Source organism: Paenibacillus sp. EPM92 (assembly GCF_016586185.1).
Taxonomy (GTDB): Bacteria; Bacillota; Bacilli; order Paenibacillales; family NBRC-103111; genus Paenibacillus_G; species Paenibacillus_G validus.
The window spans coordinates 45,051-68,950 of record NZ_BCPS01000109.1; the positions used below are offsets into that span (position 1 = coordinate 45,051).

The 23,900-nt window shown below is 55.8% G+C and carries 18 protein-coding genes and 1 riboswitch; of the genes, 5 read left to right on the forward strand and 13 right to left on the reverse strand.

The annotated features are described in order from the left end of the window. Position 1: 1 nt before the first annotated feature. The 5 genes from JMF85_RS27105 to JMF85_RS27125 all read right to left on the reverse strand — a co-directional run bounded on the left by JMF85_RS27105 (position 2) and on the right by JMF85_RS27125 (position 9,973). Positions 2-1,654, reverse strand: a complete 1,653-nt coding sequence (locus JMF85_RS27105) for an ABC transporter ATP-binding protein (protein ID WP_236596016.1) — start codon at positions 1,652-1,654, stop codon at positions 2-4. Then, positions 1,627-2,514 carry an energy-coupling factor transporter transmembrane component T family protein gene (locus tag JMF85_RS27110; protein WP_127607847.1) on the reverse strand — a complete coding sequence of 296 codons (888 nt, stop codon included), beginning with the start codon at positions 2,512-2,514 and terminating at the stop codon, positions 1,627-1,629. The genes JMF85_RS27105 and JMF85_RS27110 overlap by 28 nt, the downstream gene beginning before the upstream one ends. Continuing rightward, positions 2,511-3,236 (reverse strand): DUF4430 domain-containing protein, encoded by a 726-nt coding sequence (locus JMF85_RS27115; protein ID WP_201319317.1) that lies wholly within the window; start codon positions 3,234-3,236, stop codon positions 2,511-2,513. The genes JMF85_RS27110 and JMF85_RS27115 overlap by 4 nt, the downstream gene beginning before the upstream one ends. 70 nt (positions 3,237-3,306) lie before the next feature. Further along, the gene (locus JMF85_RS27120; protein WP_236596017.1) at positions 3,307-7,854 is read right to left on the reverse strand and encodes an S-layer homology domain-containing protein; all 4,548 of its coding nucleotides are present in this window, start codon (positions 7,852-7,854) and stop codon (positions 3,307-3,309) included. A gap of 152 nt (positions 7,855-8,006) precedes the next feature. Next, a riboswitch (cobalamin riboswitch) is annotated at positions 8,007-8,226 on the reverse strand. 130 nt (positions 8,227-8,356) lie between these two features. Beyond that, the gene (locus tag JMF85_RS27125; RefSeq protein WP_201319318.1) at positions 8,357-9,973 is read right to left on the reverse strand and encodes a methyl-accepting chemotaxis protein; all 1,617 of its coding nucleotides are present in this window, start codon (positions 9,971-9,973) and stop codon (positions 8,357-8,359) included. 494 nt (positions 9,974-10,467) lie between these two features. Between JMF85_RS27125 and JMF85_RS27130 the strand changes: the two genes are divergently transcribed. The 3 genes from JMF85_RS27130 to JMF85_RS27140 are packed head-to-tail and all read left to right on the forward strand — an operon-like array spanning position 10,468 to position 13,112. Beyond that, positions 10,468-11,529 (forward strand): ABC transporter substrate-binding protein, encoded by a 1,062-nt coding sequence (locus JMF85_RS27130; RefSeq protein WP_201319319.1) that lies wholly within the window; start codon positions 10,468-10,470, stop codon positions 11,527-11,529. 7 nt (positions 11,530-11,536) lie between these two features. Continuing rightward, positions 11,537-12,316 (forward strand): ABC transporter ATP-binding protein, encoded by a 780-nt coding sequence (locus tag JMF85_RS27135; RefSeq protein ID WP_127610046.1) that lies wholly within the window; start codon positions 11,537-11,539, stop codon positions 12,314-12,316. A gap of 4 nt (positions 12,317-12,320) precedes the next feature. Continuing rightward, positions 12,321-13,112 (forward strand): ABC transporter permease, encoded by a 792-nt coding sequence (locus JMF85_RS27140; RefSeq protein WP_127610048.1) that lies wholly within the window; start codon positions 12,321-12,323, stop codon positions 13,110-13,112. A gap of 81 nt (positions 13,113-13,193) precedes the next feature. On the opposite strand, the gene JMF85_RS27145 is transcribed toward JMF85_RS27140, so the two are convergent. After that, the gene (locus JMF85_RS27145; protein ID WP_141335894.1) at positions 13,194-13,655 is read right to left on the reverse strand and encodes a DinB family protein; all 462 of its coding nucleotides are present in this window, start codon (positions 13,653-13,655) and stop codon (positions 13,194-13,196) included. Positions 13,656-13,838: 183 nt separating this feature from the next. Here JMF85_RS27145 and JMF85_RS27150 point away from each other — a divergent pair, with 183 nt between their 5' ends. After that, on the forward strand, positions 13,839-14,918 hold the full coding sequence (locus JMF85_RS27150; RefSeq protein WP_155614425.1) for a lactonase family protein: 1,080 nt from the start codon (positions 13,839-13,841) through the stop codon (positions 14,916-14,918). Between the two features lie 188 nt (positions 14,919-15,106). Continuing rightward, on the forward strand, positions 15,107-16,222 hold the full coding sequence (locus JMF85_RS27155; RefSeq protein ID WP_397376014.1) for an oxidoreductase: 1,116 nt from the start codon (positions 15,107-15,109) through the stop codon (positions 16,220-16,222). Between the two features lie 27 nt (positions 16,223-16,249). Here the strand turns inward: JMF85_RS27155 and JMF85_RS27160 are convergent, their stop codons facing one another. From JMF85_RS27160 to JMF85_RS27190, 7 genes are read right to left on the reverse strand one after another with little or no spacing between them, the layout of a single operon-like run. Next, positions 16,250-17,128: a MetQ/NlpA family ABC transporter substrate-binding protein gene (locus JMF85_RS27160; RefSeq protein ID WP_141335895.1), complete on the reverse strand. Its 879-nt coding sequence runs from the start codon at positions 17,126-17,128 to the stop codon at positions 16,250-16,252. Positions 17,129-17,140: 12 nt separating this feature from the next. Continuing rightward, positions 17,141-17,803 (reverse strand): methionine ABC transporter permease, encoded by a 663-nt coding sequence (locus JMF85_RS27165; RefSeq protein WP_127610054.1) that lies wholly within the window; start codon positions 17,801-17,803, stop codon positions 17,141-17,143. Further along, complete coding sequence (locus JMF85_RS27170; RefSeq protein WP_201319321.1) at positions 17,796-18,563, reverse strand: methionine ABC transporter ATP-binding protein; 768 nt, start codon at positions 18,561-18,563, stop codon at positions 17,796-17,798. Before JMF85_RS27170 ends, JMF85_RS27165 begins: the two co-directional genes overlap by 8 nt. After that, positions 18,560-19,627 (reverse strand): LLM class flavin-dependent oxidoreductase, encoded by a 1,068-nt coding sequence (locus tag JMF85_RS27175; RefSeq protein WP_230876029.1) that lies wholly within the window; start codon positions 19,625-19,627, stop codon positions 18,560-18,562. The genes JMF85_RS27170 and JMF85_RS27175 overlap by 4 nt, the downstream gene beginning before the upstream one ends. Beyond that, positions 19,624-21,090 carry a 4-hydroxyphenylacetate 3-hydroxylase family protein gene (locus JMF85_RS27180; protein ID WP_127610058.1) on the reverse strand — a complete coding sequence of 489 codons (1,467 nt, stop codon included), beginning with the start codon at positions 21,088-21,090 and terminating at the stop codon, positions 19,624-19,626. The genes JMF85_RS27175 and JMF85_RS27180 overlap by 4 nt, the downstream gene beginning before the upstream one ends. After that, positions 21,044-22,549, reverse strand: coding sequence for a 4-hydroxyphenylacetate 3-hydroxylase family protein (locus JMF85_RS27185; RefSeq protein ID WP_236596018.1), 1,506 nt, complete (start codon positions 22,547-22,549; stop codon positions 21,044-21,046). Before JMF85_RS27185 ends, JMF85_RS27180 begins: the two co-directional genes overlap by 47 nt. Positions 22,550-22,566: 17 nt before the next feature. After that, complete coding sequence (locus JMF85_RS27190) at positions 22,567-23,637, reverse strand: LLM class flavin-dependent oxidoreductase (protein WP_127610062.1); 1,071 nt, start codon at positions 23,635-23,637, stop codon at positions 22,567-22,569. Between the last annotated feature and the right edge of the window lie 263 nt (positions 23,638-23,900).

Consider the following 23,900-nt stretch of genomic DNA (forward strand, 5'->3'; position numbering starts at 1 on the left):
GTCAAACCTCCCTCAGCAGCTGGCACATCGCCGTCGTATAGTACAAGTTATCGCGAAAAAACAACGATGGCGCTTCATCGGCCGCGAGCATCCCGTCAAACATCATCGCACACCGGGTCGCGTATTCCGCGGCAAATTCCACGTCGTGCGTAACCATGACCACGGTTTTGCCCAGCTGCTGCAGCTCCCGGAGCCGCTCTCCCCAGCGGCGCTTGGCCGCGGGATCGAGCCCTTTGGTCGGCTCGTCGAGCAGCAGGAGATCGGGGCCTGACAGCAGCACCGCGGCGAGCGCCGCAAGCTGACGTTCCCCTTCGCTTAGATCGTAGGGGTGCCGCTCCAGCACGCGTCCCAGTCCCAGCCTGTTGACGATGTCCGCGGTGTCTTCGGCTGAGCCGGTCCCCCTGTGTACCGCACGGGCCGCCGCCTGCCGAAGCTCCAGCTCCACCGTGTCCTCGATAAAATACGTTAGCGGATTTTGATCGAGAAATCCGATCCGCGCGGCGCGTTCATGGGGCTTCCATTTGCCCAGGTCTTTCCCTTGAAAAAAGAGCTTTCCCTTTTGCGGCTTCAGCATACCGGCCATGGCCTTCAGCAGCGTCGTTTTGCCGGAACCGTTCGCGCCCAGAATCGCCAGCACCTCGCCGGCATACACGCGAAGCGAAGCATGCTTCAGCACCGGCGCGGCATCCTTGGGGCCGTATTGCAGGTACAGCTCCCTGCATTCCAGCAAAACCGGCCCCTCCGGCCGCGTCGTTTGCGCCGCACGGCCCGACGCCGAATCCGCGGCAGCCGACTGCCGGGCAGCCCCGAAGCCAGGCAGGCGACGCAGCTGCTGCCGGCCTTCTTTGACCGTCAGCGGCACCGCCTCGTGCGGGCTGTCGGTCTCTTGCACTTGCATAAACAGACTCGGAATCGGCGGGACAAAATCCTTCCATCTCTCATCCGCGTCCGTCCAGAGCGCCCCGACCGCTTCACGCGGTGTTCCCGTGTGCCGGATCGCGCCGTTCTCCATCGCGATCACCCGATCCACGACAGGCAGCAGTTCTTCGTAACGGTGCTCGGCGACGATGATCGTCAAGCCAAGATCCTGGTTGATCCTGTGCAGCAGTTGGATCAGCTCCCGCGCGGCCAGCGGATCGAGCTGCGCCGTCGGCTCGTCGAGCAGCAGCAGCTGCGGCTGCAGAGCCAGAACGGAAGCAAGCTGCACGAGCTGCTTCTGCCCGCCTGACAGCTCAAAGACATGCTTGCCCAGCAGCGCATCCAGTCCGAAATAATGGGACAGCTCCGCCGCCCGCCTCCGCATCAGATCGGACGGAAACCCGACATTTTCCATCGTGAACACGAGCTCCGACAGCACCCGGTCCGTCACCGTCTGATTCTCCGGGCTCTGCTGCACCATGCCGATATTTCTCGATATATACCGGTCGTCATACGACGAGAGAGGCTTGCCTTGAAACAGCAGCTCCCCGCTTCTCGCGCCGAAGGGCGCCAGCTCCTTTTTGATATGGCGGAGCAGTGTCGTTTTGCCGCAGCCGGAAGTCCCGCACAGAAGCACAAACTCACCGGGCTCCACCGCAAGGTTGACCCGGTCGAGAACCGCGCGCTCGCCCGCAGGATAATGAAAGCTTAAATCTTGGATTTCCAGGATCGCCACACCCACACCTCCCTCGTTTCCATGATGACCGGCACCGCCGCGAACAGCGCAAAGCACCCGTACGACAACGTCTCCCAGCCCTGCAGCGTTACAGGTTCAAGCGACGGGAAAATCCGGTAAGTCCCATAACCAAGAAGCCGGAACACGACACAGCCTGTAAACAAACCGAGCAGCAGCCCGAACAAGCCCCAATCCCGGGGCCGCATTCTAAATTCCTCATACCGTCCGCGGGGGCCGGAGCCGTACCCCTTCGCTTTCATCGCATCGGCCGTCTGCAGCGCTTCCTCGAGACAGAGCGCCAGCAAAATTTGCAGCAGCTTCATGCCGTCCGTCATCCGTATCCGCAGGCTGCCATGACCGGGATCGATCCCCTTCATCTGCTGAACCGACGAAATGCCGGCCAGCCGATGCTTCAGCAGCGGAACAAAGCGCATCGCCATGACGATGAGCAGCGCAATTTTCGGAAACAGCGACCCGAACAAATACAAAAACCTGGCGGGCGTGATCACCGCATTATACGAAATGAACAGGACCAGCAGCACCAGCAGGTTGACGGTGGCAAACAAGCCGTACGCGAGCGATTCCAGCGTAACCGGCTGATCCCACGCATAAAACAGGATATGACTCCCCCGATGGGAAAACAACGGATTGATCAGCGCATACAGCAGACTAATGGGAAGAAAAAAGGTAAGCATACTTAGCAAAGTACGAAGCTCCCGATTCAAGACAACCAGCACGACCAGAAGGAGCAAGAGGGTCGCGATATAAACCGGATGGGTCACGATCATGCCGAGAACCATAGCGCCTATAAAATAGAAGAAGCATGGAAACGGGTGAAAGGACCGGAAGCCGCTGTTCATTTCGGCTTCGCTCCCACGTCTTCGCCCAGATCAAGCGTGTACAGCCATTCGATCTTGTCGCCTGCCTTTACCTTATAGGCGCCGGCGCCTTCGCCGGGCGCGCTGCCGTTCACCTTGTAGACCCAACCGCTTTTGGGGCCCTCGTCAAATTCATATAAGTTATCGATGCCTTGCACATATGCGTAAGCTCCCTTGCCCTGAAATTCCATCTGAATCTTATGTTGTTTGGTTGCCTGCTTGAGCGCGTCCATCACCGTCATTCCTTCCTCATAAGGCACGGAGCCTTCCTTCAGAAGGACGCCGCGCTTCGAGTCCCCGGTTATGGTGACGGTTAGCGCGTTATGCACCGGCGCTGCCGCAGCAACAGGGGCCGGCGGCGTTTGCTCAGCCGGCGGCGCGGCCGAAGCGGCGGGCGGCTGGGCGGCGTCTGCATCAGACGGCGCGGCCTGGCCCGCGGACGGGCCTGCTTCCGGCGGCTTCGCGCCGGCTGGCTTCGCAGCCTCCGGCTTGGCGGCATCCGGCTCGGCCTGCCCGGACGCCGGCGGCTCCGGCGGCTTAACCGCCGCTTCCGCAGGCCGGGCTGCTTCTTGCGAAGCAGCGTTGTCCGCGGCCGCCCCTTGCGCAGGGGGCTGCGAGGCCGCGCCGGCAGAAGGCTGCGCTTGCGGCCCACAGCCGGAGAGAGCGGTCATCACGGCAATTCCCAGCAGAAATAATCGATACATCTAGGATCCTCCTGACATGAAAAGGAAAGAAAGAGCCCCTTGCGAACAGGGCTCTTTTCATCCTCACCGATTACGGCTTTTTTGTCAATTCATAGGCTCTTACCGCTACGACCGCAGCCATCTCGCGCGTTGCCGAATCCAGCGGCAGGAACCGTCCCGCTTCGTCGCCTTCCATCAGCCCTTGCTCGCGCACGGCTTGAATGAATGGTACGGCATCCGGGTACGATTCGCTCATATCGATAAATCCGGCGGAATCGGCGCCTGTGGCTTGCAATTGCAGCGCTCTTGCCAGCATGATAGCCATCTCCTGACGTGAAATGGCGGCATCCGGAGCAAACCGATCCGCGCTTACGCCCTGCACGATGCCCTTCGCCACCGCTTTGGTCACATAGCCTGCGTACCAGGCATCCGGAGCGACATCTGCGAAATCCGTCGTGGCTTCGGCCAGAGGCGCTTCGCCCATCATCCGCAGCAGCATCGCGGTAAATTGTACGCGGGTCACTTTTTGTTTAGGTTCGAAAACGGGTACCGATCCGCCCGTCCCCTCCATGATCCGGTAAATAGACGCCTTCTGTACGAACGGCAGCGCCCAGGAGGCAATGTCCGTCTGGTCGGCGTAGACCGGGGCGGCAGGCACCTGCCGATCAAGATTCACATAGGCTTGGTACGCTCCCAGCGCCATTAACGCCTGCTCCGTAGCCATGACCTCCGCTTCCCCTCCGCGTTCATGAGGGAAACCGCCGTTACTCAGCTGCAGCCCGAGCAAGCAGGCCAGCATGCTCTGCTTGCCGGACTTGAAATACGGGCTGTTCACCGGATCGGTTCCGCTTACCGAGAGACCCCAAATCACTTGCGCTGTACTTTCCGCATTCTCCACACCGTTCAGGGCAAAGCCGCCGTCCGGGGACTGCACGGAGCCCAGCCATTTAACCGCCCTCTCCATGGCGGCTTTCACATCCGTCCGCTCTTGGTAAGGGGTAAGGGCAGCCAGCGCCGCAGCCGTTAAGTCGGGATTTCCCTGCTCGCCCTTCACAAGCGGCCAGCTGCCGTCCGCATTCTGCACGTCGAGGATCCACTGCGCCAGCTTCCCGGTCGTCCATTTCGCATCGGCCGGAATGCGATAAGCGCCTCCGTTCAAAGCCAGCAGCGCATAAATCGGGCCGTTGCTTCCCTGTACTTCCATCCGCTCGTTATTATAAATACGCTCGATCAGATTGAAGCCGCCTATCGATTCCGGATTGCCGCCTGCCGCCTGTATGCTTAGCGCCAATCTTTCATAGTCGGTGACGTTCCGGAACTCGCCGTTCTTCTCCTTCAGCTTGGCGGAAGCCAAAGCGAGGTAATCGTTTGGAACGGCCACGCCGGCTCTGCTCAGCGCATAGGCCGACCAGTCGCTCAGTTCCACGCCGCCCTTCAGCCATTGGGCCGCCCGTTCGATGGAAGGTCCGACGTCTATGCCCGCAGCCGGCGCCACTTTGGACTTGTCGATAACCGCGAATTTCGTAAAATGGTTCACCCATCCGGTAACCGTTCCCGTCTCGGCATCGATGACGGCCGGAATCGGAATCCATTGCTCCGTCTGCTCATCCAGCCACACCAGCGCCAACTGATCCAGACTTACCGAGGCAACCGGCGTTTTAATCGAAATTTGTACCGGTGTATCAAAGGACTGACCCTGCGGGCCGAACTCATACATCGAGGAAACGAGCTCGTTCCGCCCGGCCGAAGCCGAAGGAAGCTCGCTGACCGTCAGCTTCGTCGTTTCCTTAAGCGCACCGGCCGGAACCTGGAGCTGAACCTCCGCTTTGGCGTCGGCAATGACGGTTTCGGTATCGGCAGCTGCCGCTTTTTGCACGTTCACCGTATTGGCCGCCAAGTCCTTCTTGAGCGTATCGGCGGCATTCGCCGTCATTTTCTTGTCTGCGTTCAAGACAATGGCCGGCTTCGCGATCTCATGGATCGGCTTCCGGTTGTTATACGGCATCTCCAGCTTCTGAACCACATCGGCAGCCGCCGGGACGGTCGGCGCCACCGGTACCCCGACAGCGCCCGTTCCTCCGGTACCCGCGCCGGCATTCAAATCCTTGCCGCCGTCCAGCGTATAACGCCACGCCACCGTATCGCCCGGCTTCAAGGACGTGGAATCCGCCCCTGTGCTCAGGTAGGTGCCGTTGACCGCGTACATCCAGCCGCTTAGCGGCCCCCGGTCGAATTCCCGCAGTCCGTCAATGCCTTGGACGTAAGCCGTCGAGCCCGAGCCGGACGATTGAACGCGGCCTGCGCCCAGGGCCCGGATCAGAATGGAATAAGGCGTGTCGCCGCTCTGCAAGGAAACCGAGGTCGAAGGCAGGATCGTCCCCATGCTGCTGTCCCCGGTTACGGACACATATACGACCGGATTGACGACAGGACCCGTTCCTCCGTCTGTTCCGCCCCCGGTTCTCGGTTGAATCGTCACCGGTTGCGAGGTATGTACCACTTTCGGCGCCTCACCGGTCACATAGCCCGATATATCGAGGGTATAGGTTCCTGCAGGCAATCCGGCGAATGTGGCGATGCCTTCACTGCTTGTTGTGGCGGTCAAGCTTCCGATCTTCACTTGAATGCCGGCTGCGGGAGAAGCCGGCTTATTGTCCGCGAGCGTCTTCTTCACCGTAACGGTGAACGATTCGTTAGCCTTAGGCTGTGCAGGATTCAAGGCAATCGAATCGACCAAATACGTCGACGAGTTCCACTCCGCGTCGAATCCGCTAATATAAACGACCGCCCGGTCCCCCGGCTGCAGCGTATATTGATCCGCGCCGACCATTCCCGGATTCCACTTGCCTTGGCGGTAGATCGCATAGAGCCAAGCCCCGGCATCAGCGCCGACGGATTGGATGTACGTTCCGAAGCTGGCGTGTTCAAGCTCGTAAGGAACCTGGTTGGCATCTAGAAGCCGCACAACGCTTTCCAGCAAATTCGGAGAACTCGCCTTCCCTTCGGCATAAGTGCCTGAAGCTCCTTCAATTTGAATCGCCGCCGTTCCGACCTGAATCGTCTTGGAATCCTTGACGATCTTCGGCGCAAGCCCGTCTTGATAGCCTGTTACAACCGCTTGATAGGTGCCGCCGGGCAAGCCGGACGGGAACAACGCGTATCCGTTTGCGTCCGTCTCCACCTTACGTCCGCCCAATTCTACATAAACGCTGGCGGCAACCGTGACGACCTCGTCCCTTGTAACGTCATAATCCCATACCGACCGATAGACCTGAACCGTTACTGCCTGGCCTTCAACCGGCATCGCCGGCTCCACCTTAATCGAATCCACCAATGCGGTACTTATGCCTGTATAGTACAAATAAATGTCATCGCCGTTACGCAGGGAGTAGTCAGCCATGCCCAGGTTATTCGTGCGGGCATAATCCCAGGAGCCCTGGCGTTTGACATTGTACCACCACCAGGTGCTGTAGTCGCTTTTACCGGAAATTCCGTTGATCGTATGAATGAAATGGCCGTCGCTCTCTTGAAAAGGAACCCCCTGCGCATGCAGCACTTGAGCCACAGCCTCATAGGCAGTCCCCGCAACGGCGGAGCCTTCGGCGATCGTACCGGCGGGGCCTTCCACATGAACCGTCACGCGAGCTGCGGCAGGCGCTCCGCCCCCTGTGGTCAGGATCGCCTCATACGATCCGCTGTCACCGTTGACAGCCGTATGGAAGGCCGCCAGCGCCACAAGCGATTGCACCGTGGCCCATCCGTCGGAAGAACCGCCGGCCACATGGGCAAATCCGCCGTCGCCTTGCCGGTAACCGAATAAATAGGTAAGCGGGTTGCCGTTCGCCTTCGCGAAGCCTGAACTGCGCGCGTCGAGTCCGGCAGCGGACAACGCGAGAATGACCTGTGCGGTGCTTTCCGCATTTTCCCCATACTCCGAAAATCCGCCGTTCGCTAATTGCTGCGAGGACAGCCATTGAATGCCGCGGTCCATCGCCGGCCGGACACCGGTGTGCGCGGTATGAGCGGCCAGGGCGTTCACAGCAGACGCTGTAATGTCGATGCTGCTCGGCCCTCCGGCCCCAAGCGGCCATCCGCCGTCCGCATTTTGCTGCGCGAGCAGCCATGCCACGATTTTATCGGGATTCCACTTCGCGGTTAACGGAATGTGATAAGCATCGCCGCTCAAGGCCAGCAGCGCATAAATCGCGCCGTTCGTTCCCTGGGCAGTCAGCACATCGCTGTTATAAATGCCCTCAATAAGATTGTACGAACTCGACCCGGCCGCGATCTGCTCGGGGTTTCCTCCGGCCGACTTTACGCCTAACGCAATCCGGGCATAGTCCGTTACCTTGCTGTAACGTCCGCCGTTCTGCTGAAGCTGCTCGCGGACGGATGATAAATACGAAGCCGGCACCTGCTTCCCGGCTGCAGCCAGCGCATAAGCATCCCAATCGGAAAGCGCGCCTCCATTCGCATCCAGGATGTAGCCGGCCGCATCGTCTATAGCCTGAGGAACCGTGACAAGCCCTCTCCCCGCTCCATCCGCATACGCAGGCGCCAGCCCGCCAAGCATGGATATGAGCAAGCACCAGCTTAGCAGGACCATGCTTATCTTGTTGATCCATCTGTTACTCTTCATCTGTTGTCCTATTCCCCTCTCTTGAAACTGACCTTCCTTAAACTAAAAAAGCACCCCTTCTCTATGAAGGGATGCCGATACGCATGAACCTGCAGGCAATATTACGTTCCTGACGGATTGCCGTTCCCCCTTCTCCTAATTTCGCGTAGGCGACGGTGTTCTCGGGTTAGACAGATATCCTGACTTGCGGATCGAAGCCGGACTTCCGTCATCCCAACCGCCCCCCCTAAACCAACTGAAGGACAGTGACATCATGGAAGCCGCTCCCCGCTTACAGTGGCGCGACCGTGCCGGATTCTCACCGGACTTCCCTGTTCGCCGAACGCCGGCATGGCTAGCCTCCCGTTCGACATCTACCCGAGCAAATGATTCAATTATGTACAAAGAATAACACGATCCCCAAGCATCGTCCAACTATTTCTTGCGGGCCAACCGCCCGCGGTCCTGACGCGGGGCCTCATCCCGCCGTACGCTTCGATCCACTCGCTTACAGCGGGCGGCTTCAGGATTCCATCACAAACCGGCCGGTAATTTTCTGCAGATTTCCGGAAATGCTTTTGAGCAAATCCGCTTGCTGCGCAATAAGCTCGGTAGCCATGTGATGCCGTTCTCCGCTGCTCGCCATCGCTTGGGCGGACGCAGTGAACTGTTGAGAAATATCCCGAATCGCCTGCATGCTGCTTTCCATCGAATGAAGCCCAAGCTGAATTTCACGCATCTCCGCAGAATGCGCGGACGCTTGCTCCGCAGTCAGGCGGCACTTGTCGGCCACAAGGCGAATCATATCGCTCAATTGGCCAATCCTTCGGATTCCCCGTTCTACGGCAAGCCGTTCCGCTTTCACCGCATCCGCGGCTTCTTTCGATTTCAGCGCCATATTGTGCGTCAGCCCGATCGCGCGTTCCGCTACCTCATTGGATGTAACGGCAAGCTTCCTCACTTCGCCGGCAACGACCCCGAATCCTCTGCCTTCTTCGCCGGCCCTCGCAGCCTCAATCGCGGCGTTCAGCGCGAGCAGGTTCGTCTGTTCGGCAATTTCACGCATGTACAAGATGAACTCTCTCATTTCTTGCAATTGCCGCTCCAGCTCTTCCATCGAGCTCACGCTCCGCTTGCTCGTTTCCTGCAGGTCATTCATGTCATTGCGCAATTCCAGCGTCTTCTCCAGCCCGGCATGCGACGATGTCCGGGCCTCCTCGGATATCTTGCCCGAAAGCTCCATGTCTTGACCGGCCCGGCTGACTCTGTCGTGAATCTGCTGCATCCGGCTGCCGTTAAGTTCGATGAGCTGCAGCTGGTCATTCGCTCCCGCGCTCACTTCCTGCATGCTCGCTACCAGCTGCTCAGCCGAAGACAGCAGCTGCCGAATTTCGTCGGCCTGCTCGGACCCGATCTTATTCACGGTGGAGGAAGCCTCCTTCATGTCGGACAAGATCGCTCTCATCCCTATCACAATTTTGTTGATCTCAAACGAAACTTGTCCGAGCTCATTGCGCCTGGAGCCTGCCGCAGCGGGCATCAGCTTGCCGGAAGAAATGGCTTTCATGCGGCCCATCCAGCTCTTCAAGCTTTGAAGCACCGTTCGATGAAAATACAAGCCCGTCCCGGCGAACGCCGCCAGCACAAGAAGGCCCGCCCCGGCGCGTTCCCCCCACGAATCGGCCAGCCCGAGGCCGCCTAAAGCAATCAGCAATGGAATACTGTAAACGGTGTACCAGGTTGCCTGAAAAGATAAGGATTGCACGATCACACCCAGCCGCAAATTATAAGGCGAAGCTCCCGCCCCCGGAATGTTCACAGGAGTCGAAACATCCAATATAACCTCACCGGTGTTACGGTGGTAAATTTGAGCTAACGGCTTGTCCGTTTGCGCAGCCGCCAAGCCAACGACATCATTGAAGACCGTCCCCTCGCGCAGCCGGTTTGTATGCAGAACGGATAGTCCGTGATGCTCGACGACCAGGAAGTATTCATCATTTTGAAGCAACTGGTCCAATAATACCCGAATATCCTCTGACCGTTCGGACCATGCGTGTCCTTCCAAGAGCTTGCCGATCTCTACAGCGGCGGATTGCACTTTGGCTATTGCGCGGTTTTCCAGTTGTTTAGGTATGTTCATGTCGAAAGCCCCCTTAGAATTAATGTAAGCGCTTTAATAAAACTTTACATGGATTTGAGCTTTCTGTGATAGCTCTGTGCGTGAAGTGTTAAATTAAAAGCATGAAATGTTAAAAACCAGCAGTGAACGGCTTGTCTTCCGGGCTCGCTTACATGCTGCACCCGGCATGATCTTTCAAAAGAAAAAGAGGCCCGTCCGGACTCCTTTCACCCTTCAATTGGAATAATAAGGTGTCCCCGGTTCATGCTCAGCTGCACGAAGGGCATAGCGTTATTTTTCATGTGGCCAATTTCCCTTATCTCAAGCTAGTTTTCATCACTTCCGTATTAAATTGAGTTATGGTGCGGGTATTCGTGTACACTATGCTTCCAAGACCTGTTCAAATCCAATATTATGACAAACTGTTGAAGGAATTATTTTACAGAAGGATTCCTTCTCCGAAGTGTCGAATCATGTAAATTTCGCAGTTTAAATCGCATTCAGGAGGGTACAAAATGAAAAAGAACTTCGCACTGCTACTTGCGGCCATGCTGGTCATGGTTGCGGTTCTAGGGGCTTGCGGCAAAAAAGAAGAAGCTCCCCAGGCGGCGGGCTCCGCATCAAAGGCGGAAGTCAAACCCGTCAAACTGGAGATCGGGATGCTGAAACTGACCAGCTCCGCTCCACTGTTTATCGCCATGGAAAAAGGCTTCTTCAAAGAAGAAGGAATCGAAGCGAGTCCACGGTGGTTTGAAGCGGCCCAGCCGATCGCCGTTGCTACCGCATCGGGAAGCGTGGACGTGGGCGCTACGGGAATTACCGCAAGTCTTTACAATATGATCGCCGGGGGCCAGAAGCTGCTCATCGTCGCGGATAAAGGAAGAGAGCAGAAAGGCTATTCCTCTTCCGCTTTACTGGTACACAAAGATTCTCCGGTAGCTTCCATCCAGGATTTGAAGGGCAAAAAGATCGGTATTACCCAAACCGGCTCTACGTTCCATTACATGGCCGGACGTCTGCTGGAAAAGTACGGCCTGACACTGGCCGACGTAGAACTCGTGCCGCTCGGCAAAGTGAGCGCGATGATGGAAACACTGAAGAGCAAACAGGTGGACGCCGTGCTCCTCAACGAGCCTAATATTACAGCCGTTGTGAAGGAAGGCTATGGGAAAGTCATTGCGCAGGTGGGCGACGAAATCGAATACCAGACGTCCGGTCTCTTCTTCTCGCAGAAATTCGCGGACAATCGTGACGCAGCCGTTCGCTTCATGAAGGCGTACGTCAAAGCGTCCCGCTACTACTACGATGCAGTGCTCGTGCAAAAGGACGGCAAACCTCAACCGGGCGCTAACTATGACGAAGTCATCAGCATCATTGCCAAATACACCGATCAGCCTGCCGACAACATCAAGCTCGGTCTGCCTTACATGGACCGTGACGGAAAGCTCTTGGCCGAAGACATCAAAACTCAGGTCGAGTGGTACTTGAAAACTAAAATGATCGAACAAGCGGTGGACTACAAAACCATCGTCAATACGGAATTGCTTGACGAAGCATTGAAAACCGTAGGAAAGTGAGGACAGCATGAGAGTCGTCGTCGACGGAGTCACCAAAACGTTTCGGGACAAAAAAGGGCGGGACGTCACCGCCCTCAGCCAGATCGACTTCGCCATCGACCGGGAGGAATTCGTCGTCCTGGTCGGCCCTAGCGGCTGCGGGAAGTCAACGTTGCTGAACATCGTGGGGGGATTGCTGTCCCCCACCGATGGAAGCGTTTATTTCGAAGGACTGTCCGCGGAGCAGAACGATCCGCGTCTTGGGATCGTGTTTCAGGAGATCGCCCTGTTCCCCTGGCGTACGGTGTTCGAGAATGTGGTGTACGGCCTGGAAGAAATGGGGCTGGGCAAAAGCGAGCTGAAGGAAAAGGGCCAGTACTACCTCGACATGGTAGGGCTGACCGGCTTCGAGCAGGCCTATCCTAAGCAGCTCTCCGGCGGTATGAGGCAGCGCGCAGGCATTGCGAGGGCGCTTGCCATCGAACCGGATCTGCTGCTCATGGACGAGCCGTTCTCCGCTTTGGATGCGCAGACCCGCACCCTGATGCAGGAGGAGCTGCTCACCATCTGGAACCGCACGAGATTGAGCACGCTGTACGTCACCCATAATATCCAGGAAGCCGTTTATCTGGCCGACCGCGTGATCGTGCTTTCCCGTCATCCCGGACGAATCAAGGAAATCATTCGAATCGACATGCCGAAAACAGGCCGGGACGATGAGCAATACCGGATTCAATTCGACGATTACGTCAAACAAATTTGGAACCTGATCCGGCATGACGCCCAGGACGCGCTGAAGGAGGGTTAGTCAAGTGGGAGAAACGAGAAAACATATTAAAAACCGGGTGGCGTTTCTGGAGCAGAAGGTTCCCGGCTACGCCTCCGTGGCCGGGATTGCCGCGCTGCTCATAATTTGGGAAATTGTTTGCCGGTTGGAATGGGTCTCCCCTTTGTTCCTGCCTTCACCGACGGGAATCGTTGCGGCGGGCTGGGAACTGCTGACTCAAGGCGATTTGCTGCAAAACACGGGCGCCAGCCTGTACCGTATCGTGCTCGGCTACTTGCTTGGCGCGTCCATCGGCATTGTGATCGGACTGCTGCTCGGCTTTTCCCGCTGGGCGGAGGCGATGGGAACCCCCATCCTGTTCTCCCTGTATCCGATCCCGAAGATCGCCCTTCTGCCGCTGATCGTACTTTGGCTCGGCATCGGCGAGCTGCCGAAGGTGACCATTATCGCGCTCGGCGTCTTCTTCCCCGTCGTCATCAACACATTCTCGGGTGTGAAGAATGTCGATCCGATCCTGATTAAAGCGGCGGTCAGCTTCGGCTCCAACCATATGAACGTGATCCGCAAGGTCATTCTTCCCGGCGCGCTGCCGGTCATTTTTGCCGGGCTCAAGCTGGCGGCCGGCACGTCCCTGCTGCTGCTCGTCGCCGCGGAAATGATTGCGGCCAAGCAGGGCATCGGCTCGATGATCCTGCACTACGGCAACCTGATGATTACGACCAAGCTCATGGTCGGCGTCGTGGTGTTATCGCTGCTCGGCCTCCTGTTCAACCGCAGCCTGCAGTGGCTGGAGAACAAGCTGCTGCCTTGGAAGTAGCCTGCCGCAAAAACTTGCGTGCGGCAAACAAAAGCCCGATGGAATGTACGTGACATTCCATCGGGCTTTTTGTATGGTCCGCTACGACTGAGCGGCTACCGCTTTCTTCAGAGCCATGATGTAACCGGCATGGGTCGCCTCGTGGCCGATACTGAACACCAGCACTTCATCCAGGCGGGTGAACTCCTTAAAAGCTACCGTAAGCTTGTCATTCAGCCGCCCTTGAAGGCGCTGACGGTGCCGTTCGGGCTGTTCCTCCAGAAGTTGGCGCAAGGCCGCAAGATCCGGCGGCGAGGTTTGCCAGTCGGCCGGCTTCGTGCCGTTGACGAACAAGCTCGTCAGCTCCTCCGGCAGCTCAAGCGGTTCTCCGAGCAAGCGGAAAGCGAGCCGTTCTTGGGTCGTCAGAATATGCCCCAAATGCCAGCGGATGTTGTTGTTGAATCCGTTCGGCACCACATCCGCCGTCTTTTCCGATAATTCGGCCACAACCGCCAGCGTGCGGCTCCGGTTAAGGGCAAGCTGACTGAAGACGATTGAATCCATGCGATCGATCCCTCCCAGGATGAAGATGAATGAAGCCCCGCGTGTAACTTCATTCCATTATACCAGATGAAACGATTATCCGGTAATAATAGTACGGTCAACAGCCGCTGGAGCTCATTTGCCAGCCGCATGCGGATTTGCGATAATGCGTATATGACAGAATGAACCGGAGGGTGAGTTTCGATGGAGAAGAAGAAGAAGGTCCTCGCTTTCATCGGGTCCTATGCGGACTCCGCTAATCCCGGGCTATACGCCTGCAGGTTCGATACAGATACCGGAAGTCTCGAGATCGTCGATCAAGCTTCCGGGCTGCAAAACCCGACTTTTCTGGATGTGGATCAAGACCGCTTGAAGCTGTACGCCATAACCGAGGGGACGGACGCTAAGGGCCAGCGCTGCGGGGCTGCCGCCGCTTATGATATCGACCCTTCCACCGGAACGTTATCGTTGTTAAACAAGGAGCTGACGGTGCCGTCCCCGACTTGCCATATCACCTTGGATCATACCCGCCAGTGCATCATGGTGTCGAGCTATCACGGCGGCATGATCGGTCTGTCTCCGGTGATGGAGGACGGACGGGTGGGGCCGACGGCTGACATCCATCAGCACAAAGGGGCAAGCATCCTGCCCGTACAGGACCGGCCGCGTGCGCACTCCGTCTTCGTTGACCGCTCCAACCGCTTTGCCGTCGCTTCCGACCTGGGCTTGGATCGACTCATGATCTATAAGCTGGATGTCCCGGCCCGCCGGCTGATTCCTCACGGGGAAGTCCGGATTGCGCCCGGGTCAGGCCCGCGGCACTTTGCGTTTCATCCGCAGTTGCCTTACGGATACGTAATCAATGAGCTCAACGCAACCATCACCGGATTCTCGTATGATCAGGAGCAAGGGGCGCTGCATGAAATCCAGACCGTCTCTACGCTGCCTGACGCTTACGAAGGAGACAATGCATGCGCCGATATCCACATTTCTCCCGACGGCAAATTCCTGTATGGCTCCAACCGCGGACATGACAGCATCGCGGTTTATGCGATCGATCCGTTCACGGGGAAGCTCGCTTTAGTTGAGCATGCCTCCACGCTCGGCGGACATCCGCGCAACTTCGCGCTTTCGCCGGACGGACGGTTCTTGCTGGCGGCCAACCGGGATTCCAACAACATCGTAACGTTTAACCGGGATGCGGAAACAGGGAAGCTTCTCCCTGCCGGGCCTGTTCTGGAAGTGTCCAAGCCGGTCTGCATCAAGTTTGCTGCATGGGATTGAGACCTGTGCACGACAGGTTATCCAAGCCCTTCGCTCCTGCGGAGGGCTGTTTCTTCTTTCGGTGGCCCCGCCCCCTATATCCCGCATTCTTCATTTTAGCGGGGAGCATATTGCGTAAATAAATGGGGAATACGATAAAAATACCCACTACAAACACCTCAAGGCCTATTGAAAAGGAGATTGCAAACTTGACAACATCAGCTCAAACCGGTAAATATCCGTCCCTGCTTGCTGAATTCCAGATTGGCGCAATGCCGTTGAAAAATCGGATAGGTTTAGCCCCAATGACCCGAATCAGCGCATCAGCCGACGGCCAAGCGTCAGATATGATGCTGAAATATTACGAAAGCTTTGCTAAGGGCGGATTTGGATTTTTGATCACGGAAGGCGCCTATCCCGATGAAGCTTACAGCCAAGGTTATTTCAACCAGTCAGGGATTGCGAATGAGAAGCATGTCGCGGCCTGGCAAAAAGTAACCGACGCCGTTCATCAAGCCGGGGCCAAAATCATCATCCAATTGATGCATGCCGGCGCCCAGAGTCAAGGAAATACGTACAAAAAAGAGCTCATCGCCCCCTCGAACACACGCGCTAAAGGCGAACAGCTCCCGTTCTATATCGGAGAAGGTCCGTACGCCGCTCCCAGGCCGATGACCCAAGCAGACATCCAGGATGTCGTAGAAGGTTTTACAGCTGCGGCCAAACGAGCCAAAGCAGCGGGTTTCGACGGTGTAGAGATCCATGGGGCCAACGGCTATTTGCTTGATGAGTTTTTGACCGATTACATGAATCAGCGTACGGATGAGTACGGGGGATCAACAGAAAACCGGGTTCGTCTTCTGGTTGAGGTCTCGCAAGCGGTCCGGCAAGCGGTCGGGAATGATTTGGTCGTAGGAATCCGTATTTCCCAAGGAAAAGTCAGCGATTACCAGCATAAATGGGCAGGTGGCGAAAAAGATGCCGAAATTATTTTTTCCAGCCTGTCTAAAGCCGGCCTGGATTATATTCACGTAACCGAGTACGATGCGACCCGGCCCGCCTTCGAAGGCACGGAGCTTTCGCTAGCCGCCCTTGCCAAGAAGTATGGCACCGCCCCTGTTATCGCCAACGGCCACCTCGAGAACCCTGAGAAAGCCGAGCAATTGCTCGCCAGCGGCGAAGCCGATGTCATTACTTTGGGCAAGGGGGCTCTCGCCAACCATGATTGGCCGCTGCGTATTGCGAAAGGTTTGCCTTTGCGGGAGTTTGACCCGGAAATATTAGGTCCCAAGGCCAATATTAAAGCCCGGGAAATTGAAATTTGATGGGTGCGCCGGCTTCAGTAGGCTTCTTTATTTTTGGTAATCGGGTTTGACGAAGCCTTGAAACTTGGTTTCCGTCACCTGTTTAAATTCTGCCGATTTGTAGGCTTCCAGGATGTCCTTAACAAACGTTTTATCCTTGTCGGCGGCTTTGATTGCTATGAGGTTCATGTATTGATCCGGCGTTTTCTCCAAACCCAGCGCCTCGGTTAAAGATAGTCCGGAAGCTAAAGCAAAATTTCCGTTAATAAACGAATAGTCGGCATCATCCAACGACCGCGGCAGCTGGGCGGCTTCAATCGGCAGAAGCTTGATTTTCTTTATGTACTCGGCAACGTCTTTTTCGGAAACCTTGATCGGATCGTAACCATCCTTCAGCTTGATCCACCCGAATTGCTCCATCATCACTAACGCCCGCGCCTGGTTGGCCGGATCGTTCGGCAGCGCAACCTTCGAATTCTCAGTGACTTCGTCTAACGATTTATGCTTCCTGGAATAAATGCCGATAGGCGCAGTGGGCACTTTGTCCAAGTCGATCAAATCCAGCTTCCGGTCGGTAGCAAAATTTTTCAAATAGATAATATGCTGGAACACATTAGCGTCCAAGGAGCCGTCAGCTAAGGACAAATTAGGCTGAATATAGTCGTTGAACTCGACGATTTTCACTTTGTAGCCTTTCTTTTCAAGAATGGGCTGGATGCCTAGTTTAATTTGATCGCTGTAGGGACCGGCAGTCGCTCCAAAGGTGATTTCTTTCTTTTCATCTGAAGGTTTGCTTGGGCTTGATGGTTGGCTGCTGCCGCCCGTCTTCGAATCGGCCGATGGTTCCGGCGCCTTCTCTTGACCGCATGCGGCCAGCATCAGGGTGAATAATATAAGGGTTATGAGCAAGGACAAAGTTTTTTTCATAGACATGCTCTCCTATCTTTTATCTAATCGTTTGACCAGCGTATTTCCCGTAAATTGAATGATATGAACGAACACAATCAATAAAATGACTGTAAAAATCATGACGTCCGTCTGAAACCGGTAGTAACCGAACCGGATCGCCAGGTCGCCTATGCCGCCGCCGCCTACAATGCCCGCCATCGCCGTGTAGGATAAAAGACTTATTGTCGTAATCGTAATTCCCGACAGGATTCCCGAACGGGCTTCGGCCAGCACGACCTTCCACGTAATCTGAAGGGGCGTCGCGCCCATGCCCAGCGCCGCTTCAATAATTCCTTTAGGGATTTCGCGCAGCGATTGCTCCACCAATCTGGACAGATAGGCAATTGAGACGATGGATAAAGGAACGGTTGCCGCTACCGGGCCAATCGTCGTTCCGACAATCGTTCTTGTAATCGGAATAAGAGCTACAAGCAAAATGATGAACGGCAGCGATCTGATCGTATTCACCACATAATTCGTGATTCGAAACAGCGCCGGCCGCTCATAAATTTGTCCGCTGCCGGTAAAATACAGAAAAACACCAATAGGTATGCCGATCAGAACGGCAGCACTTACAGAAATGAGCAGCATAAGCCCGGTTTCTGCGATGGCATGCCCGATTTCCGGTGCTAAGGAGAACAGATTGTCAAACATACGCACCGACTCCTTTCAACACTTCAGGACGGCTTCCAAGCAGCAGCCTGGCGATTTCCGTCTTTGGTTGCTGGTCCCTTCTTCCCAAATCCAGCGTTTCGATAAGGCTTCCCTTCTCCACGACAGCGATTTTTCCGCAAACCTGCTTGACCACCTCCATGTCATGGGAGACCAGCACGATCGTCATGCCGAAACGCTTATTAATGTCGCGAATAAATTCGAGGATGCTGCCGGTCGTTTGAGGATCGAGCGCTGAAGTCGGTTCGTCGCATAATAAAACCTTGGGCTCGGTAGCCAATGCCCGCGCGATAGCCACCCTCTGCTTTTGTCCACCGCTTAGCTGGGCCGGATAGGAGAAGGCTTTATCTTCAAGCCCGACGATCTCCAGGCATTCCTTTACCCGCTTTTCGCGGTCCTTTTTGGTCATGCCGGAAATTTCCAGGGGGAACGCAATATTGTCCGCTGCTGTCCGGTTTTGAAGCAAATAAAAATGCTGAAAGATCATCCCGATCCATCTTCTTGCCACGCGAAGCTCCCTCGGCGTACATTGCGAGAGATTCTGGCCGTTTACAATGACCGACCCGGTAGACGGCTTCTCAAGCAAATTCATCATCCGCAAAATCGTCGATTTCCCGGCGCCGCTTTGCCCGATAATTCCGAATATTTCCCCCTCCCCCACCTCCAGAGACACGGGAACGAGAGCTGAGAAATCGCCATCTTTCGTTCGATACGTTTTACTGACCTCTTTTAATGTAATCATCGGGCATCCATCCCTTGTTTGATAAATGACGTAAGCGGCAATACGTAATCATGAAAACGAACAACTTCTTCCAGCGGAAACCGAAATGCGCTCAGCAGCATGTGAACGCCCGCGCTCTCAAGCTCCCTGATCTTTTGCGCGATCTGGCTGTAGGAGCCGACCAGCCCCGTGCGGAAGCCTTCGTTATTGGCGACAAAGTCGCTGACCGTCGAGGCATTGCCCCACATTCCTTTGGCGCCCTTCGCCTTTTCCTGAAAACCCCGAACAGCGGCATGATCGGCTTGCTCGAGGATCAACCGGTATTCTTCCTGCGCCTCCTGTTCCGTTGCTCTTGCGATGACGAACGCATTGACGGCAAATCGGACCGTTCTGCCGTAGGAGGAGGCGATTTCCCGAACCTCTCTAATCTGCTCCTTGATTTCATCCAGCGGCGCACCGTTAATGAAATACCAATCGGATAACCGGCCGGCCATACTGCGGGCCGCTGGGGAGTTGCCTCCCTGAAATATGGCGGGGTAGGGTTGTTGATAGGGGGCAGGCCGGAGTCTTCCTTCCTTGATTTTGTAATAACGGCCGTCGAAGGTAAACGCTTCTTGCTGCCAAAGCCCCTTCAAAATTTCAATATACTCTTCCGAGCGTGAATAGCGCTCCTCATGCGCAATCCAAGGTACGCCGAACATCTCCTGCTCTTCCTGAAACCAGCCGGTTACCAGGTTTACATGCCATCGGCCCGAGCTGATATGGTCAATGGTCGCCCCCATCTTGGCCAAGGTTACCGGCGGAATAAACCCCGGCAGCACGGCGCTGATGAACCGAATTTGGGTGGTAGCGGCGGCCAACGCCGCAGCCAGCGTGACCGGGTCGAGTTGACCGTTGGTAGAATCTCCCCCGCCTATACCGCCAATATAACGAACGGGCAGCAAAATTGCATGGTAGCCGAGACGGTCGGCAAGCTGGGCGAGCTTCAGGTTATAAGCGAAGCTTGCTTCCTTATCCTGCTCGATTCCGGAACGGAGAAATCCGCCGGCAATATTCGAGCCCCAGACAGAAAACTGCATACTCATCTTGCGCTCACCTCATTCAGGGGCTGGCCGATCAGCTTCCAAACCGGGTCCGTGAGCCTTGTCTGGTCATACCCCAAATACTGCGCCGCATAAGCCCGCACCGGATCGCCGGAGTAAAAAATCTCATAAAGCTCGTGGCGGGAGCCTAGAGGACTCGCGATCAAATCCCATGCCAGCTTGAACAGCCTCACGCGTTCTTTCGCAGGGCTGGACGCTCCGCGGTAATATTTTTGCAGCAGCGGACCTAGCGGACCGTCCAGCTCCGCAAGCGTGGAAGGCGTTTGCATCAAGCCGCCGGCACATATATGCTGCAAAATACCGATCGCCCGCGGATAGTAACGGCTGCCCAAATTGCGGGCGGTCGTTAGAGGCTCGATGGCCGGAAGCCATACTCCGGTATCAGCGTCCGGCTTCGCCAGTTCTTCGGAGACGGCAAGAAGCGACTTGATCGTGCTCAGCTGTACCAGCAGCTCGCCCAGCTTTTCCTGAACATGCAGATGATGCGTGACCCCGATGGTTGTTGCGACTTCATGGCCGACCGCCGTTACAAATTCCAGCTTGCTGATCAACCGGACTACCGTTTGATGCTGGCTTAAGGCGACTACGGCCGGATCCATCCTCATCTTCCAGATCGCTTCAGGATCGTTCTTGATAAAGACCCGTTCCCAAGGAACAAACACATCATCGAAAATAAGGACAGCATCCATCTCGTCATACCTGGAGCTGAGCGGGTGTTCTTCCGGTTGTTCCGAAGCGAACGGCTCCCGGCATACGAGATGAAGTCCGGGAGCGCCGGCCGAAACGGCAAACATGGACGAGTAGAGCAAGTCTTCGGACGATCTTCGATGGAACGGGTAAATGAAAATTTCATCCACATAGGGGGCGGCTGTGGCCACCATCTTGGCGCCTCTGACCCAGATGCCGTCGCTCGTCTCTTTCACGATCCGCAAGTAGGCGTCCGGGTCGGGGGAATCGGAAGGTCCCTTGGAACGGTCTATTTGCGGATCGTGAAATGCTGTGGTGGACATCCAGTCCAAGTCTCTGCTCTGTTCAAAGTAACGGGTGATTTTATCTGCAAAATGGTCCGAAGCCCCTCCCAGCCGGTTTCGGCTTGCATACCATCCGGTCAGCAGAGACCGGGAATATTCAGATATCCGGCTCATCATCCCGAAGGTCGCGTCCGACCATATCCGAAAAGCCTCATGGCGGTGCAGAATATCTTCCTTGCCGTAGGGAACGAGAAAGGCCGCGTTCACCCGTTTGCCGGTAGCCGGGCTGGTAAAGGTCAAAGCATCCCGGGTTTCCGGCTGCTCCTGCAGATCGATCAGAGAAGCGACGGTGTCCACCGTTCCCTTAAAAGCGGGATGATTCGGAACATCCGCTACATCCCTGCCATTCACCCACACCTTTCTTCCGTCATAAAGTCGTGCGCGATAGCTGCTGCCCGGCGATTGTCGATTCATCGGATTCCGCCTCCTTTCCATAATGAGTTTGCCGGAATGTCCGCATCCGACTCTCCAACTCGGATTTATCGGCGTTTACATATTGATTGGCATAAGTGCGTACCGGATCGCCCGCATAGAACCGTTCGTACAGTTCATGACGGGAGCCGAGCGGACTCCCGACCAAATCCCACGCCAGCTTGAACAAGCGCACTTTATGATCCGCATCGAGCTGTTTGCCCGCATAGTAAGTCTTCATCATGTCTCCGAGCGGTCCGTTCAGATCCTCCAGCTTGGACGGAACCTGCATGAAGCCGCCCGCCCCGATCAATTGCAGAATATCCAAAGCCCGGGGATAATACCAAGCGCCCAAATTTCTGGCTGTTTCAATCGGCCCCAGCGAAGGAAGCTCAATTCCTGCATCGGTGCGGCTGCTTTGAATTTCGGAAGCGAGCAGGAGCCCCTTGATGCTTTCCACCTGAATAACCAGCTCTCCCAGCTTTTCCTGAACATGCTGGTAACTGTCGGCTCCGATCGATTGGGCGACTGCAACCGACACCCCTGTGACAAACTCCAGCTTCGCCAGCAGTCTAACGACGGTTTGATGGAACGCGAGCGCCCCGGCGGTCCGGTTCATGCGCAGCTTCCAGACTCCGTCGATGTCTCCCTTCAGAAAAACGCGCTCCCAAGGAACCAGCACATCGTCAAAAAACAAAACGGCGTCCATCTCATCATATTTTTCACTTAGCGGATGATCGCCGCCGCTAAGGGAGGCGAAGGATTCTCTGCATATGATGTGCAAACCGGGGAGATTAGCGGGAACAATCAGGAAATGGGCGTATTCCCGCTCGGTTTCTTTTAGCCGATAGTACGGATAAACGAGGAAATCATGGGCGTAGGGGCCGGCTGTTGCAATCATCTTGGCTCCCCGGACGACCACCCCTTCCTCCGTTTCTTTGACAATACGCAGCACGGAATCGGGATTCCGGTGCTCGCCCGCGCTTTTGGTCCGGTCGATCTGCGGGTCGAGCAGCGCAGTCGTCAGAAATAAATCCTGATCCCTCGCCTGTTCGTAATACCGCGATATTTTATCGGCGAAATGCGGATCCAGCGAAGTGAACTCGTGCCGCGCCGCATACCAGCCCGTCACCAATGAACGGGCAAATTCGGACAAGCGGCTCATCACGCCGTGGGTCTCGGTCGCCCAGTAGGAAAACGCGGCACGCCGCCTTTTCAAATCCTCCCGGTTTGCAGGCACCAAAAATGCATGATGAGCATAAGTACCGGTTTCGGCATTTCGGAACCCGATTTGCGCTTGAATTTGCTTGTCGTCCAACATGTCAAACAAATGCTTGATCGTCGTTAACGTGCCCTGGAACGACGGGTGTGCCGTCACATCGTCCAGACGCTGCCCGTCTATCCAAACGTTTCGTTCATCTCTAAGGCTTTGAATAAAGCGTTCGCCTCGTGTCAGTGTCACACCGGACTCCCCTTTCATTATGCCAAACTGACGTTGCCCACTCGTTGATTTCTGAATTGCGGCAGCAATAATTGCCCGACCCGTTCGGCTTCTTCCAAATGGGGGAACCCGGAAAGAATAAAATGCGTGACGCCGATGTCGATATACTCCTGCAAGCCTTCCCTGACCTGTTCAGGATTTCCCACGACGGCCGTACCCGCCCCTTTGCGAACGCGGCCGATGCCTGCCCATTTGTGCTTGCCGAACCGGTAATCCCCTTGCAGCAGCCGGTTCATTCTCTGCTGGGCCACCGAATCGGCCTCCCGGTAATACTCGCTCATTCTTAGCTCGACCGACGGGTCAATGTCGGAAACGAGCTTGTCGGCGGCTTCCCACGCTTCCTTCTCTGTGTCCCGGACAATAACATGAATGCGGATGCCAAACTCCAGCGTTCTTCCATACTTGCCGGCCCTTGAACGGACATCCTCGATTTGTTCGGCCACCTCCCGGGCATCTTCCCCCCATTGCAAGTAGACGTCGCCGTATCGGGCGGCCGCCTCCTTGCCCGCATCCGAAGACCCGCCAAAATAGGCAGGTATTTTGGATTGAATATTGCGGGGGACGAGCTGAGCATCCTTTAAGGAGAAATAAGGCCCCTCATAATCTGTCTTCTCTTCTTCCCAGAGCTTCCACAACACCTCCATAAAATCTTCCGTTCGTTCATATCTCTTATCATGGGGAAGGAAATCGCCGTCCTGCCCGAGCTCGCTGGGCGAGCCTCCGGTGACAATATTAATGTCAATTCTTCCGCCGCTGAACCGGTCCAGCGTTGCAGCCATTTTGGCGGAAAGCGAAGGCGCGATAAAACCCGGACGGATCGCGATTAACGGACGGATGGTAGAGGTATGATGAACGACAGCCGACCCGACCATCCAGGAATCCAGGAATGGAGTTCCTACCGGAATTAAAATCCCGTCAAACCCGGCTCTTTCCGAAGCCCTCGCCACTTCGACGATATAATTCAGGTTCGGTTCCCTCTCCGGTTTCTTCAATCCGATCCGTTCTCCGTCTCCGTTGGTCGGTGTAAACCAGGAGAAATGCAGCTTCATATAATCCCCCTCCGAGAATAAAAATGGTCCGGCACCGCAGCTTGCAAACCGAGTAAGCTGTCTGCCAAATAGCAAAAAAGACACAATACGCCAACGGCCATATTGTGTCTCCAGTGATCCGGTAGACAAAATTCAGATATATTTCATCATTATTCCTATAATTATACTTTGGATTTTGTAAATTTCAAGCATTTTTTATCATTGCTGTAAAAGACAAATAACCCGTACCGGCTTGCGCCAGTATCGGGTTACTTTCGTTGCTG